The 13,591-nt window shown below is 74.3% G+C and carries 9 protein-coding genes; 6 read left to right on the top strand and 3 right to left on the bottom strand.

Annotated features, from left to right (window positions below):
* Positions 1 to 18: 18 nt before the first annotated feature.
* Both dnaK and ACI78R_RS01775 read right to left on the bottom strand, forming a co-directional pair.
* A complete protein-coding gene (gene dnaK, locus ACI78R_RS01770; protein WP_073421033.1) occupies positions 19 to 1,899 on the bottom strand; it encodes a molecular chaperone DnaK in 1,881 nt (626 codons plus the stop codon).
* Positions 1,900 to 2,163: 264 nt separating this feature from the next.
* On the bottom strand, positions 2,164 to 3,192 hold the full coding sequence (locus tag ACI78R_RS01775; RefSeq protein ID WP_457039446.1) for a type IV toxin-antitoxin system AbiEi family antitoxin domain-containing protein: 1,029 nt from the start codon (positions 3,190 to 3,192) through the stop codon (positions 2,164 to 2,166).
* Between the two features lie 486 nt (positions 3,193 to 3,678).
* Here ACI78R_RS01775 and ACI78R_RS01780 point away from each other — a divergent pair, with 486 nt between their 5' ends.
* From ACI78R_RS01780 to ACI78R_RS01790, 3 genes are all read left to right on the top strand, one after another.
* On the top strand, positions 3,679 to 5,970 hold the full coding sequence (locus ACI78R_RS01780) for a heterodisulfide reductase-related iron-sulfur binding cluster (RefSeq protein ID WP_457039447.1): 2,292 nt from the start codon (positions 3,679 to 3,681) through the stop codon (positions 5,968 to 5,970).
* A gap of 101 nt (positions 5,971 to 6,071) precedes the next feature.
* Positions 6,072 to 7,043: a DUF389 domain-containing protein gene (locus ACI78R_RS01785; RefSeq protein WP_457039448.1), complete on the top strand. Its 972-nt coding sequence runs from the start codon at positions 6,072 to 6,074 to the stop codon at positions 7,041 to 7,043.
* A 59-nt stretch (positions 7,044 to 7,102) separates the two neighbouring features.
* Positions 7,103 to 8,371 carry a CynX/NimT family MFS transporter gene (locus ACI78R_RS01790; RefSeq protein WP_457039449.1) on the top strand — a complete coding sequence of 423 codons (1,269 nt, stop codon included), beginning with the start codon at positions 7,103 to 7,105 and terminating at the stop codon, positions 8,369 to 8,371.
* On the opposite strand, the gene dcd is transcribed toward ACI78R_RS01790, so the two are convergent.
* Positions 8,346 to 8,927 carry a dCTP deaminase gene (gene dcd, locus ACI78R_RS01795; RefSeq protein WP_073421027.1) on the bottom strand — a complete coding sequence of 194 codons (582 nt, stop codon included), beginning with the start codon at positions 8,925 to 8,927 and terminating at the stop codon, positions 8,346 to 8,348. The genes ACI78R_RS01790 and dcd overlap by 26 nt on opposite strands.
* A gap of 157 nt (positions 8,928 to 9,084) precedes the next feature.
* On the opposite strand from dcd, the gene ACI78R_RS01800 reads away from it, so the two are divergent.
* From ACI78R_RS01800 to ACI78R_RS01810, 3 genes are all read left to right on the top strand, one after another.
* Complete coding sequence (locus ACI78R_RS01800) at positions 9,085 to 11,910, top strand: S8 family serine peptidase (protein WP_457039450.1); 2,826 nt, start codon at positions 9,085 to 9,087, stop codon at positions 11,908 to 11,910.
* 114 nt (positions 11,911 to 12,024) lie between these two features.
* Positions 12,025 to 12,597, top strand: coding sequence for a PAS domain-containing protein (locus ACI78R_RS01805; RefSeq protein ID WP_073421025.1), 573 nt, complete (start codon positions 12,025 to 12,027; stop codon positions 12,595 to 12,597).
* A gap of 1 nt (position 12,598) precedes the next feature.
* Positions 12,599 to 13,549, top strand: a complete 951-nt coding sequence (locus ACI78R_RS01810) for a methyl-accepting chemotaxis protein (RefSeq protein WP_457039451.1) — start codon at positions 12,599 to 12,601, stop codon at positions 13,547 to 13,549.
* Positions 13,550 to 13,591: the final 42 nt, after the last annotated feature.

Raw genomic sequence — 13,591 nt, forward strand, 5'->3', positions numbered from 1 at the left:
GCTGCTCGTCCCCCTGGCTCATCGGCGGTCGGTGTCCTCGTCGACGATCTCGGCGTCGACGACGTCGTCGTCGGCGGCCGTGGCGCCACCGGCACCGGTACCGGCTCCGGCCGCACCGGCCCCGCCGGGGGCACCCTCACCGGGAGCGCCGGCCTCGGCCTGCTGGGCGTAGAGCGCCCCGCCGACCTCCTGCGAGATGCGCGCGACCTTCTCCTGCGCCGACTTGATCGCGGCGATGTCGGAGCCGCCGAGGGCGGAGCGCAGCTCGGTCAGCGCCTCGCCGAGCTCGTCCTTCTTGTCGGCCGGGATGCGCTCGCCGTTCTCCGCGAGGAACTTCTCGGTCTGGTACTGCAGCGACTCCGCCAGGTTGCGGGTCTCGGCCTCGTCGCGGCGGCGCTTGTCCTCCTCGGCGTGGGCCTCGGCGTCGCGCATCATCCGCTCGATGTCCTCCTTGGGGAGGGCCGAGCCGCCGGTGATGGTCATCGACTGCTCCTTGCCCGTGCCCAGGTCCTTGGCGGACACGTGCACGATGCCGTTGGCGTCGATGTCGAAGGCGACCTCGATCTGCGGGACGCCGCGGGGCGCCGGGGGCAGACCGGTCAGCTCGAACATGCCGAGCTTCTTGTTGTACATCGCCATCTCGCGCTCGCCCTGGAACACCTGGATCTGCACGGACGGCTGGTTGTCGTCGGCCGTCGTGAAGATCTCGGAGCGCTTGGTCGGGATCGTGGTGTTGCGCTCGATGAGCTTGGTCATGATCCCGCCCTTGGTCTCGATGCCGAGGGACAGCGGGGTGACGTCGAGGAGCAGGACGTCCTTGACCTCGCCCTTGAGGACACCGGCCTGCAGCGCGGCGCCGATGGCGACGACCTCGTCGGGGTTGACGCCCTTGTTGGGCTCCTTGCCGCCGGTCAGCTCGCGGACCAGGTCGCTGACGGCCGGCATGCGGGTCGAGCCGCCCACCAGGACGACGTGGTCGATCGCGCCGACGGAGATGCCGGCGTCACGGATCGCCTGGTTGAACGGCGCGCGGGCGCGGTCGAGCAGGTCCTGCGTGAGGCGCTGGAACTCGGCGCGGGTCATCGTGACGTCGAGGTGCAGCGGGCCCTCGGCGCCGGCGGTGATGTAGGGCAGGTTGACGTTGGTCGACTGCGCGCCGGACAGCTCGATCTTGGCCTTCTCGGCGGCCTCGCGGAGGCGCTGCATGGCCAGCTTGTCCTTGGACAGGTCGATGCCGTTCTGGGCGTTGAACGTCTGCACCAGGTGCTTGACGACGCGCTCGTCCCAGTCGTCGCCACCGAGGTGGTTGTCACCGGCGGTGGCCTTCACCTCGATGACGCCCTCGCCGATCTCGAGCAGCGAGACGTCGAACGTGCCGCCGCCGAGGTCGAAGACGAGGATCGTCTGCTCGGTCTCGCCCTTGTCCAGGCCGTAGGCCAGCGCGGCCGCGGTGGGCTCGTTGACGATGCGCAGGACGTTGAGGCCCGCGATCTCACCGGCCTCCTTGGTGGCCTGGCGCTGTGCGTCCTCGAAGTAGGCCGGGACGGTGATGACGGCGTCGGTCACCGGCTCGCCCAGGTAGGTCTCGGCGTCGCGCTTGAGCTTCTGCAGGACGCGGGCGCTGATCTCCTGCGGCGTGTACTGCTTGCCGTCGATCTCGGCGGTCTTCCACGTCGTGCCCATCTCGCGCTTGACCGAGCGGATGGTGCGGTCGACGTTGGTGACGGCCTGGTTCTTGGCCGACTGGCCGACGAGGACCTCGCCGTTCTTGGCGAAGGCGACGACCGAGGGCGTGGTGCGCGAGCCCTCGCTGTTGGCGATGACCGTCGGCTCGCCGCCCTCCAGGACGGTGACGACGGAGTTGGTGGTCCCGAGGTCGATACCGACCGCTCGTGCCATGGAGCTGGCTCCTCTTCCGTGTGCGTGCGGGTGGTGCGCTGGGTCTGCGGGGGTCGGTCGAGGGACCTCCGACCGCCTTGCGCGGGGTCCGCTCAACTTTCCTGCCCACCGTAACGGCAGACCCGCGGGTGGTGTTCCCCGCCCTCCCCCACCACTCCCCCGTGACACGCCCCACACCGCCGGCCGTCGCAGCACGATCAGGCCGCCTGATCGTGCTGCGTCCTGGCTCACCGCCGACGGTGAGCCAGGAGGCGCTGGGGTGAGCTAGGACGCCGGACGGGCGCCTGCGTCGTCGGCCCCGGCGGGCCGACCGGCGGGACGGTGGACGACGACGAAGTGACGCACCCCGACGGACGGGGCGGCGAGCAGCGCGGTCAGGCGGGCACGGAGGTCGGCACGAGCCCCCGGACCGACGTCGGCCTGCGCGAGGCGCACCACCCGGATCCCGAGCTCCCGCAACTGGTCCTCGCGGCGCTTCTCCCGCCAGAGGACCTCCCCGGGGTCCCGGCCGCCGTGGGGCTCGGAGTACTTCACCCGACCGTCGAACTCGACGGCGACCGCGGCCTCCTCGTACCAGCCGTCCACCCGGGCGACGAAGCCCCGCGGACCGTGCACCTCGGCCTGCAGGTCGGGAGCCGGCAGGCCTGCCGCCAGCAGCGCCAGGCGCCCACGTGTCTCCAGCGGCGACTCCGCCCGGCCGTCCGCGAGGCCGAGCGCCCGCGCGGCGTCCCCGATGCCCAACCAGTGCGTCGCGCGGAGCACCGCCGCACGCAGGTCCGCCGGGTCGACGAGGCGCCCGTACAGAGCGGCGTCCATGGCGACGACGGAGTCGGTCAGGTCCCACTCGCGGGCACAGTCGACGAGCGTCCGCGCCGGCGTCGTCACGGGGAGTCCGTGCACCGATCCGACCTCCGCGGCCGTCAGGGACGCGCGCGCGACGACGTAGCCGCGCCCCCGCCGCCACTGCCCCTCGTCGGTCAACCGGACGACCGCCTCGGCGTCGCGGGGCAGGACGACGCCGTGGAGCCGCGCGGCCGAGTCGTGGCTGACGACCGGGCCCGCGCCCAGGGAGGCCAGCACCGCGAAGCAGTCCACGGCGTGGCGGCGCCGGTCGTCGTCTTCCGCGTCGCGCAGGTCCCGGGCCTGGATGTAGACGCCGCGACGCAGCCGACACCAGCGGCGGGCGCCGAGCTCCGCCCGGATCTCGTCGGGGCGGTAGCCGGCAGCCACGGCCTCTCGCGCGGTGAAGACGCCGGACCTCGGTTCGGCGACGCGCGCCAGCTCGGGATGCATGGCGGGAGTCTCGGGCCCTCCGGACGCCCGCCGGGCCCGCCGCAGCCATCTGTGGACGCCGCCCGGACGGCGTCCTGGCTCACCGCAGCGCATCCTGGCTCACCGCCGACCGTGAGCCAGGACGCGGCACGATCAGGCCGCCTGATCGTGCTCTCGGCGCGGCGGGCGTGAGCCGGGTCACCTCCGTGTCGCCTGCGGCGCGCGTGGAACGGACGGCGGGACTGTTCCACCGCGGCGAAGATGCAGGTCAGCGCGCCGGCACGAGCAGATCCGGCACGGCGCCGAGCCGTCTCGACGGGGCGCGGCGCGCCGGGTTACCGGCGAGTAACCTGACCTCCGGCCAGCTATCGTGCTGGGCTGCGCGGGCACAGGCGCCCGCGCGCGATCCGCCGCCGGTCACACGCACCGGTGACGGCGGCGAGACCGCCTCTCGCCGTCCGCGGCGGACGAGCCAACCGACGCCGCGAGGCGTGGGGAGAGGGAATCATGACGGGCCCCCTGCAGATCGTGCTCGGCACGATCAGCGTGCTGTTCCTCATCGTCTCGGTCGTCCTGGCCTACCGGGCCGTGCGCGCCATGGTGCGGATCATCCGCACCGGCCAGCCGGACTCCACCCGGAACGGGCCGGTCGGCCCGCGGCTGAAGACGCTCGTGGTCGAGTCGCTCGGCCACACCCGGATGCTCAAGTGGTCGGCCATCGGCGCCGCCCACTGGTTCGTCTTCGTCGGCTTCTACGGCCTGTTCCTGACGCTGGTCGAGGCCTTCGGCGAGGTCTGGGACCCGGCCTTCCACCTGCCGCTCATCGGCGAGTGGGGCCTGTGGAACCTCTTCGCCGACGTCATCGGCACCGGCACGATCCTCGGGATCCTGTACCTGATCTACCGGCGCCAGAAGGACCACCCGCGCCGGCAGGGCCGCAGCAGCCGCTTCTCCGGCTCCAACGAGGGCCGCGGCTACTTCGTCGAGGCCGTCGTCCTCACCGTCGGCGTCTGCATCCTGCTGATCCGCGCGCTCAAGGTCTCCTCGGACCTCACCGAGGCCCCCACCTGGTCGCACCCAGTCGCGAGCCTGCTGGCCACCGTGCTGCCGAACAGCCCCGACCTGCTCAGCGTCGTCGCGTTCGTGAAGATCGTCGTCTCGCTGACCTGGCTGGTCGTCATCAGCCGGATCCTCAACATGGGCGTGGCCTGGCACCGGTTCAGCGCCTTCTTCAACATCTACTTCAAGCGGAACGACGACGGCACCGTCGCCCTCGGCCCGCTGCAGCCCATGACCTCGAACGGCAAGCCGATCGACTTCGAGGACCCGGGCGAGGACGACGTCTTCGGTCGCGGCAAGATCGAGGACTTCACCTGGAAGGGGATGCTCGACTTCACCACCTGCACCGAGTGCGGGCGGTGCCAGAGCCAGTGCCCTGCCTGGAACACGGGCAAGCCGCTGTCTCCCAAGATGGTGATCATGGACCTGCGGGACCACCTGTACGCCAAGGCCCCGTACCTGCTCGGTGAGAAGACGGCGTCGGAGACCGCGCCGGACTACGACGTCCTGAAGCCGAGCGACGAGCAGGTCTGGTCCTCCGGCTACGCCCGCATCGAGGGCACCAACGACGCGCAGGCACACCGGCCGCTCGTCGGCACGCTGGAGGAGGGCGGGGTCATCGACCCCGACGTCCTGTGGAGCTGCACCAACTGCGGCGCCTGCGTCGAGCAGTGCCCGGTCGACATCGAGCACATCGACCACATCGACGACATGCGCCGCTACCAGGTGCTCATCGAGTCCAACTTCCCGTCCGAGGCCGGCGTGATGCTGCGCAACCTCGAGAACCGCGGCAACCCCTGGGGCGTCAGCCCGAGCACCCGCGAGGACTGGATCAAGGAGATGGACTTCGAGGTGCGGATGGCCGACGGCCCGCTGCCCTACGACGTCGAGTACCTCTTCTGGGTCGGCTGCGCCGGCGCCATCGACGACCGCGCCAAGAAGGTCACCAAGGCCGTCGCGGAGCTGCTGCACACCGCCGGCGTCGAGTTCGCCGTCCTGGGCTCGGGCGAGACCTGCTCGGGCGACCCGGCCCGCCGCATGGGCAACGAGTTCGTCTTCCAGATGATGGCGCAGGAGAACGTCGAGACCCTCAACGGCGTCTTCGAGGGCCGCGTGCCGGGCACCCGCAAGATCGTCACCACCTGCCCGCACTGCTTCAACTCGCTGGGCAAGGAGTACCCGCAGGTCGGCGGCGAGTACGAGGTCGTGCACCACACGCAGCTGCTCAGCCAGCTGGTGGAGGAGGGCCGGCTCACCCCGGTCACCCCGGTCGACCGCAAGGTCACCTACCACGACCCGTGCTTCCTCGGCCGGCACAACAAGGTCTACACGCCGCCGCGGGAGATCCTCGACAGCGTGCAGGGCCTCTCCACCCAGGAGATGCACCGCTGCAAGGACCGCGGCTTCTGCTGCGGCGCCGGCGGTGCGCGCATGTGGATGGAGGAGAAGATCGGCAAGCGGATCAACGTGGAGCGCACCGAGGAGGCCCTCGGCCTCGACCCGGACGTCATCTCCACCGCCTGCCCGTTCTGCATCACGATGCTCTCGGACGCCCTGACGTCGAAGAAGCAGAACGGCGAGGCCGCCGAGCACGTCGAGGTCCTCGACGTCAGCCAGATCCTGCTGCGCTCGATGGCCCCGGTCGGCACGCCCGGCACCGAGCACGGCGCCGAGGTGGGCACCGCCGACGACGACGTCGCCGGCACCGGCTCGGCCGCCACCGGGCACGGCCAGGCCTAGCCCGCACCGCGCACCACCCCGACGGACGCCGTCGGCGAGGCAGCCCCTCGCCGGCGGCGTCCGTCGTCTGCAGGGGCCTGCGCTCCGGTAGAACACGCGTCGTGCTGCTGCACCTGAGGGTCACCGTCCCGCCGGACCGCACCGACGACGTCCGGGACCTGTTCGAGCGCTGCCCCGGGACGGCCCACCTCGCCGTGTTCCCCGGCTCCTCGCTCGACCCGCCGGGCGACCTGTTCCTCGTCGACGTCGCCCGGGAGTCCGCCGACGCGCTGGTCGCGGGCCTGCGGCGGCTGCACGTCGACCGCGACGGCGGGATCACCATCGAGACCGTCGACACCGCCGTCTCCGCCCGCGCCGAGCGCGCCGAGGAGGAGGCGCCCGGCGACGGATCCGACGCCGTCGTGTGGGAGCAGGTGGTGCGGACGACGGCGGCCGACTCGTCGCTGTCGGTCTCCTACCTGGCGTTCCTCACGATCGCGACGCTGCTCGCGGCGGTGGCCATCGTCAACGACTCGGCGATCCTGGTGATCGGGGCGATGGTGCTCGGGCCGGAGTTCGCGCCGCTGGCCGGGCTCGCCGTGGCGCTCGTGCACCGGCGCCGGGGCATCGCGCGCACGGCCGCCAAGGCACTCGTCGTCGGCTTCGCCGTGGCGATCGCCGTCACCGCGCTGGTCACCCTCGCCGGCCGCGGGCTGGGCTGGTTCGGCCCCGAGGTGCTCGCCATGGAGCGCCCGCAGACCGGGTTCATCACCCGGCCCGACCGCTGGTCGGTCGTCGTCGCGGTGCTGGCCGGCATCGCCGGGGTGCTGTCGCTGACGTCGGCCAAGAGCGGCGCGCTGGTCGGCGTGTTCATCTCCGTCACGACCGTCCCCGCGGCCGCCGACATGGCGGTGGCGCTGGCCCTGGGCGGCGGCACCGAGTTCTGGCGGGCGACGGCGCAGCTGGGGATCAACCTCGCCGGCATCCTCGTCGCCGCGGTGGCCACCCTGGCGCTGCAGCGGGCGCTGTGGCGGCGGGTGCCGCAGGTCGTGCCCCGGCTGGAGGCGACGGACGGCGCCCGGCTGCACGTCTGAGGCGGTTGCACGCTGCACCCAGTGGCGGGCGCCGACCCGGCGGGGCGCACCATCGACGGGTGACCCGCACCGCCGCCGCTCCCCCGACCACCCCCGGCACCGCCGACCGGCGGCGGGGCCTGGTGCTGGTGGCGACGGCGATCGTGCTGACGGCGGCCAACCTGCGGACGGCGGTCAGCACCGTCGGCCCGGTGCTCGAGGAGATCGAGCGCGGCCTCGGCGTCTCCAGCGCCGCCGCCGGCGTGCTGACGACGCTGCCGGTGCTGTGCTTCGCCGCGATCGGCTTCGCCGGGCCGCCGCTGGCCGCCCGCTTCCGGGACGCGCACGTCCTCGCCGGCGCGCTGCTCACCATGGCCGCCGGGCTGGTGCTGCGGGCCGTCGTCGACTCCTTCCCGCTGTTCCTCGCCGGCACCGTGCTGGCCATGGTCGGCGGGGCGCTGGGCAACGTGCTGCTGCCCGGCCTGGTCAAGCGCTGGTTCCCCGGGCGCACGGGCCTGCTGATCGGCGCCTACAGCGCGAGCATGGCCATCGGCGGCGCCGTCGCCGCGGTGAGCACCGCGCCCATCGCCGCCGCCGTCGGCCCGTCCGGCTGGCGCTGGGCGCTCGGCGTCTGGGCGGTGCTCGCCCTGGCCGCCGCGGTGCCGTGGTTCCTCGTCCCGCGCCAGCCCGGCACCGGGCGCGCCGCGCACCGCTCGGTCCGGATGCGCCCGCTGGCGCGCAGTCCGCTCGCCCTCACCATGGCCGCCTTCTTCGGGCTGCAGGCGATGCAGGCCTACGTGGTCATGGGCTGGTCGGCGCAGTACCTGCGCGACTCCGGGCTCAGCGCCGCGACCGCCGGCCTCCTGCTGGGGATCAACTCGATCGTCGTCATCCCGGTGAACGCCGTCGTCCCGTCGCTCACCGTGCGGCAGAGCTGGCAGCGACCGCTGCTGCTGGGCTTCATGGCCTGCTACGCCGTCGGCTGGACGGGGCTGTGGCTGGCCCCCCGCACGCTCCCGTGGCTGTGGATGAGCGTCCTCGCCGTCGGCATGGGCACCTTCAGCATGGTGCTGGCGCTGATCGGCCTGCGCGCCCGCACACCGGAGACGGTCGCCGCGCTCTCCACGGTCACCCAGGGCTGGGGCTACGTGGTCGCCGGCACCGGCCCGCTGCTCGTGGGCGTGCTGCGCGGCGCGACCGGCGGCTACACCGGCATGTTCGTGCTGGTCGGCGTCGCCACCGTCGGGCTGACCGTCACCGGCTGGCTGGTCACCCGCGACCGGTACGTCGACGACGAGGTGCCCGGCTGGTCGCCCGCGGAGGTCAGCGCCGCGTCTCCGCGCGGGTGAAGTTGCGGAAGGACCGCGACGGCGTCGGACCGCGCTGGTCCTGGTAGCGGGAGCCGTAGACCGCCGAGCCGTAGGGGTGCTCGGCCGCCGAGGTGAGCCGGAACAGGCACAGCTGGCCGATCTTCATCCCCGGCCACAGCGTGATCGGCAGGTTGGCCACGTTGGACAGCTCCAGCGTGATGTGGCCGGAGAAGCCCGGGTCGACGAAGCCCGCCGTCGAGTGGGTGAGCAGCCCGAGCCGGCCCAGGGAGCTCTTGCCCTCCAGCCGGGCCGCCAGGTCGTCGGGGATGCTCACCAGCTCGAGCGTGGAGCCCAGCACGAACTCGCCCGGGTGCAGCACGAACGGCTCGTCGCCGTCGGGCTCGACCAAGGTGGTGAGGTCGTCCTGCTGCTGGGCGGGGTCGATGTGGGTGTACCGGGCGTTGTTGAACACCCGGAAGTAGCGGTCGAGCCGGACGTCGATGCTCGAGGGCTGCACCAGCCCCGCGTCGTGCGGCTCGATGCCGAGACGCCCCTCGGCGATCGCGGCGCGGATGTCGCGGTCGGACAGCAGCATGGCGCGGAGTCTAGGGAGACGGCGCCTCACCCCTCCGGGTTCCTCCCGCGCCCGCCGGCTCCACCCCGCCCGCCGGCACGCCGAGGACCGTCGTGCCGGCCCGTCGGGGCGCCGGCCGCCGGCCGGGCGGGGGACCCGGGCCGGCAGGGAGGCGGACGTGTCCACCCTCAGCAGGCGCACGCAGGCAGCCGTGCTCGTGTCGGCCGTCGTGGTCGGCTACGCCGGCGCGGCGGCGTACACCGCGCTGGCCGCACCGGCGCTGCCGGTCGCCGAGGACTTCGGGCCCGGTGACGGCCTGGACCGCTACGTGGTGACGGCGGACAGCGGCGACGCCGCCGGGCTGCTCGGCGCGCTGGAGGCCCTCGACGGCGTCGAGAACGCGCAGCGGCTGAGCGACGGCCGCGCGCTCGTCGCCACCGCAGAGCTGTCCGCCGCCGACCTCGGGGCCGTCGACGGCGTGGCGGCGGTGGAGCGCTCGCCCGAGGTCCCGGTGCTCGGCACCGTCAGCGACCCCTACTGGGCGCAGTACGGCTGGAACCTCGAGAACACCGGGGCCAACGCCTACAACCAGGCCGCGGTGGCCGACGCCGACGCCGACGCCACCGACGGCTGGGCCGTCGGGACCGGCGCGGGCACCGTGGTGGCGGTGGTCGACACGGGCTTCGACTCCGACCACGAGGACCTCGCCGGGGCCCTGTGGACCAACCCGGCGGAACCCTGCGGCACCGTCGACACCGACCGCAACGGCAAGGCCGGCGACTGCCACGGGTGGAACTTCACGACGAACTCCCCCGACGTGGACAACGGCGCGCAGGGCACCCACGGCACCAACGTCTCCGGGACGATCGGTGCCCGGGCCGGCAACGGCCGGGGCACCGCGGGCATCGCACCCGACGCGACGATCATGCCGCTGGTGATCGGCAGCGGGAGCGGCGTCGACGCGTACCTCGGCGCCGAGGCGATCCGCTACGCCGCCGACCACGGCGCGGACGTCGTCAACGCCTCCTGGGGCGGGGCCTTCACCGGCGCGCCGCTCGAGGCGGTCCGCTCGGCCATCGCCTACGCCGGGTCCAAGGGGGTCCTCGTGGTCGCGGCGGCCGGCAACGACGCGGGCAACCGCGACACCCAGCCCGTGTACCCGGCCAGCTACACCGAGGCGAACCTGGTGACCGTCGGGTCCAGCACCGCGTCCGACACCGTCACCCCCTCGTCCGCCTACGGCGCGACGTCGGTCGACCTCTTCGCCCCGGGCAACCTGGTGGCGACGACCTGGAACGACGGCGGCTACCGCCTCGTCGGCGGCACCTCGATCGCGGCGCCGCACGTGGCCGCTGCCCTGGCGCTGTACCGGGCTGCGATGCCGACCGCCTCGATCGCCGAGCTCAAGCAGGCGCTGCTCGAGGACACCGACCCGGTCGCCGCCTTCCGCGGCCGGTCGGTGAGCGGCGGGCGCCTGTCGCTGACCGGCCTGGCCGAGCGGGTGCTCGACTCGGTCGACTACACGTTCACCGGCATGTCCGCCCCGGCCGGCGTGGTCAGCCCGACGGTCGCGGTGAGCGGCACGACGGCGCCCGGGACGTTCAGCGTGACCCTGGGCCTCGGCATGCAGCACGAGGGCGAGGTGTGGGCCGTCGCCGGCGCCGAGATGGGCCTCGACGGCGCGACCGTCACCACCGGCGACGACGGCCGGGCCGTCTTCAGCCTGGGCGCCCGGACCTCCCTCGACGGCCTGGCGCTGCGGCCCTCGGTGTCGCTGGGCGACGGCAGGTACGTGCTCACCGTCCAGCTCACCCGCGACGGCGCCGCGCTCGGCGGCACGCGGGCGGCCCCGCTGCTCGTGGGCACCGCGGCCGAGGCGGGACCCGACCGGCCGGCCGACGGGTCCGGCACGGGCGGCTCGGGCACGGGCGGCTCCGGCACCGGCGGCTCGGGCACCGGCGGCTCGGGCACCGGCGGCTCCGGCACCGGCGGCTCGGGCACCGGCGGCTCGGGCACCGGCGGGTCCGGCACCGGCGGCTCGGGCACCGGCGGGTCCGGCACCGGCGGCTCGGGCACCGGCGGCTCGGGCACCGGCGGCTCCGGGACGGGTGGCTCCGGCACCGGCGGCTCCGGCACCGGCGGCTCCGGCACGGGTGGCTCCGGCACCGGCGGCTCCGGCACGGGTGGCTCGGGCGCCCCGGGCGACGGCGCGCAGACGCCCGACACGGACAACGGGTCGGGCACGGGCGGGTCCGGCACCGGAGGATCCGGCACGGGCGGGTCCGGCACCGGAGGATCCGGCACCGGCGGCTCGGGCACCGGCGGCTCGGGCACCGGCGGCACCCCGCCGTCGTCCGGCACGGGCACGGTGACCTACCCCGGGGTGGGCGACTTCCGGATCACCTCGATCACCCCCGTCACCGTCGGGGCGTCGGGCGGGACGCGGGTGCGGGTCAACGGCCAGGCGCTGCCCTCGGGCGCACGGGTCCGGATCGGCGACTCGGCCGCCGCGACGGTGGTCCGCTCGTCGACGACGTCGCTGGTGTTCACGACGCCGGCGCGGGTGGTCGGCCGCTACGACGTCACGGTCTTCGCGCCGGACGGGCGGTCGCAGGTGCTCGAGGACGTCCTCGAGTACGTGGCGGCCCCGGCGGCCGGCGCGACCCCCGCTCCGGACGGCGGCAGCGGCTCCGCCACCCCGCCCCCGGGCGGGTCCGGCACGGCACCCGGCGGCACGGCGCCGGGCGGGGGCTCCGCACCGGGCGGCGGCACGGCTCCCGGCGGGACGGCACCCGGTGGCGGCACCGCGCCCGGCGGCGGCACGGCTCCCGGCGGGACGGCCCCCGGCGGCACCCCAACCGGCGGCGGCTCGGCGACGCCCGAGACCCGCACCGGCCCGGACGGCCAGCGGCTGGTCCGCTCGGCCCGCCTGGGCGGCATCCCGGCGTCGCTCTGGGCGATGGACTGCTCGGTCTCCTGCCGCGGCCTCGTCGTCGGCAGCTGACCCCTCGGGCCGCCCGGTCAGGGACCGAGGTCCCGGACCGGGCGGTCCGGCTGCACCCGGAACGCCACCTGCCGATATCTGCGGGGAGGACCACCCGACGCAGGAGGACACCGCGTGCTCGACACCCGCCCCCGGACCGGCCGCAGCGGCCGCACGGCCGTGCGGCCCACCGGCGAGGAGCGCAGCTTCGCGGCCGAGGAGCTGATCGTCTCCAAGACCGACCTGCGCGGCGTCATCACCTACGCCAACGACGTGTTCCTCCGCGTGGGCGCCTACTCCCTCGACGAGGTCATCGGGCAGCCGCACAACCTCATCCGGCACCCCGACATGCCGCGCGCGGTGTTCAAGCTGCTGTGGGACACCCTGGCCGCCCGCCAGGAGCTGTTCGCCTACGTGAACAACCTCGCCGCCGACGGCGCGAACTACTGGGTGCTCGCCCACGTGACGCCGTCCTACGGCCCCGACGGCGCGGTCGTCGGCTACCACTCCAACCGGCGACGGCCCTCGCGCCGCGCGCTCGACCGCATCCGCCCGCTCTACGAGCGGCTGCTCGCCGAGGAGCGCCGCCACCCCCACGCGCGTGCCGCCGTCGCGGCGTCGTCGGAGCTGCTCGGCCAGGTCGTCGCCGAGCAGGCCGCCTCCTACGAGGACTTCATCTGGACGGTCATCAGCCAGGAGGAGAACTGACGTGGCGCGCTCCCGGAACCGCTCCGACGCCGCCGAGCTGGAGGCCTACCGCGCCTTCGTGCGCCGCCTGACCGAGACGTGCGAGGCCGCCGCCCGCGGCGACCTCGAGGCCCGCGCCGTGCCCGTGGCCGGCTCGGAGGACGTCCCCGAGCTCGTCGCCCTGCAGCACGGCGTCAACCGCGCGCTCGACGTCAGCGACGCCTTCGTCCGCGAGTCGCGCGCCGCGCTGACCTCGGCCGCCGAGGGCCGCTACCACCGCAAGGTGCTGCTCACCGGCCTCAGCGGGGCCTACCGGCAGGCCGCGACCGACATCAACACCGCCCGCGACGCCATGCGCGAGACCGCCGGGCGGGTCACCGACGCGCAGACCTCGCGGCTGCGCCTGGCCGACGACTTCGAGTCCGTCGTGCTGGCGATGAGCGAGCAGGTGGCGACGGCGGCCACCGAGATGAGCGCCTCGGCCGCCGGGCTGACCACCGCGTCCTCGGCCGCCTCCGGCGCCGTCGGCGACGCCTCGGCCACGCTGACCTCGCTCACCCGCACCTCCGCCGAGATCCGCCAGGTCATCGCGCTCATCGAGTCGGTGGCCGCCCAGACCCGGCTGCTGGCGCTCAACGCCACCATCGAGGCCGCGCGCGCCGGGGAGGCGGGCAAGGGCTTCGCCGTCGTCGCCTCCGAGGTCAAGGACCTCGCCGACCAGACCGCCTCGGCCACCGAGCGGGTGACCACGCAGGTCGAGGCGATCCGCGCCGCGTGCGACGAGGTCACCGCGGTCATCGGCTCGGTCGGCACCACCGTGGGCGAGATGAACGGCCTCGTCGACGGGATCGCCGCGGCCGTCGACGGGTCGGCGTCCCTGGGCACCACCGACACCGACGTCACCGGCCTGTCGCAGATGGCCGAGCGGCTGCGGTCGGAGGCCATCGGCTTCCTCGGCGAGATGCGGCGCTAGGGGCCTCCACCGTCGCGGCGGCTCCCCAGCGGGCGGATGTAC

Source organism: Geodermatophilus sp. SYSU D01106 (assembly GCF_054049995.1).

Excerpts from the sequence above, each read along its gene's own strand:
- ACI78R_RS01775 (WP_457039446.1), bottom strand. The coding sequence starts at position 3,192 with ATGCATCCCGAGCTGGCGCGCGTCGCCGAACCGAGGTCCGGCGTCTTC.
- dnaK (WP_073421033.1), bottom strand. The coding sequence starts at position 1,899 with ATGGCACGAGCGGTCGGTATCGACCTCGGGACCACCAACTCCGTCGTC.
- dcd (WP_073421027.1), bottom strand. The coding sequence starts at position 8,927 with ATGCTGCTGTCCGACCGCGACATCCGCGCCGCGATCGCCGAGGGGCGT.
- ACI78R_RS01780 (WP_457039447.1), top strand. The coding sequence starts at position 3,679 with ATGACGGGCCCCCTGCAGATCGTGCTCGGCACGATCAGCGTGCTGTTC.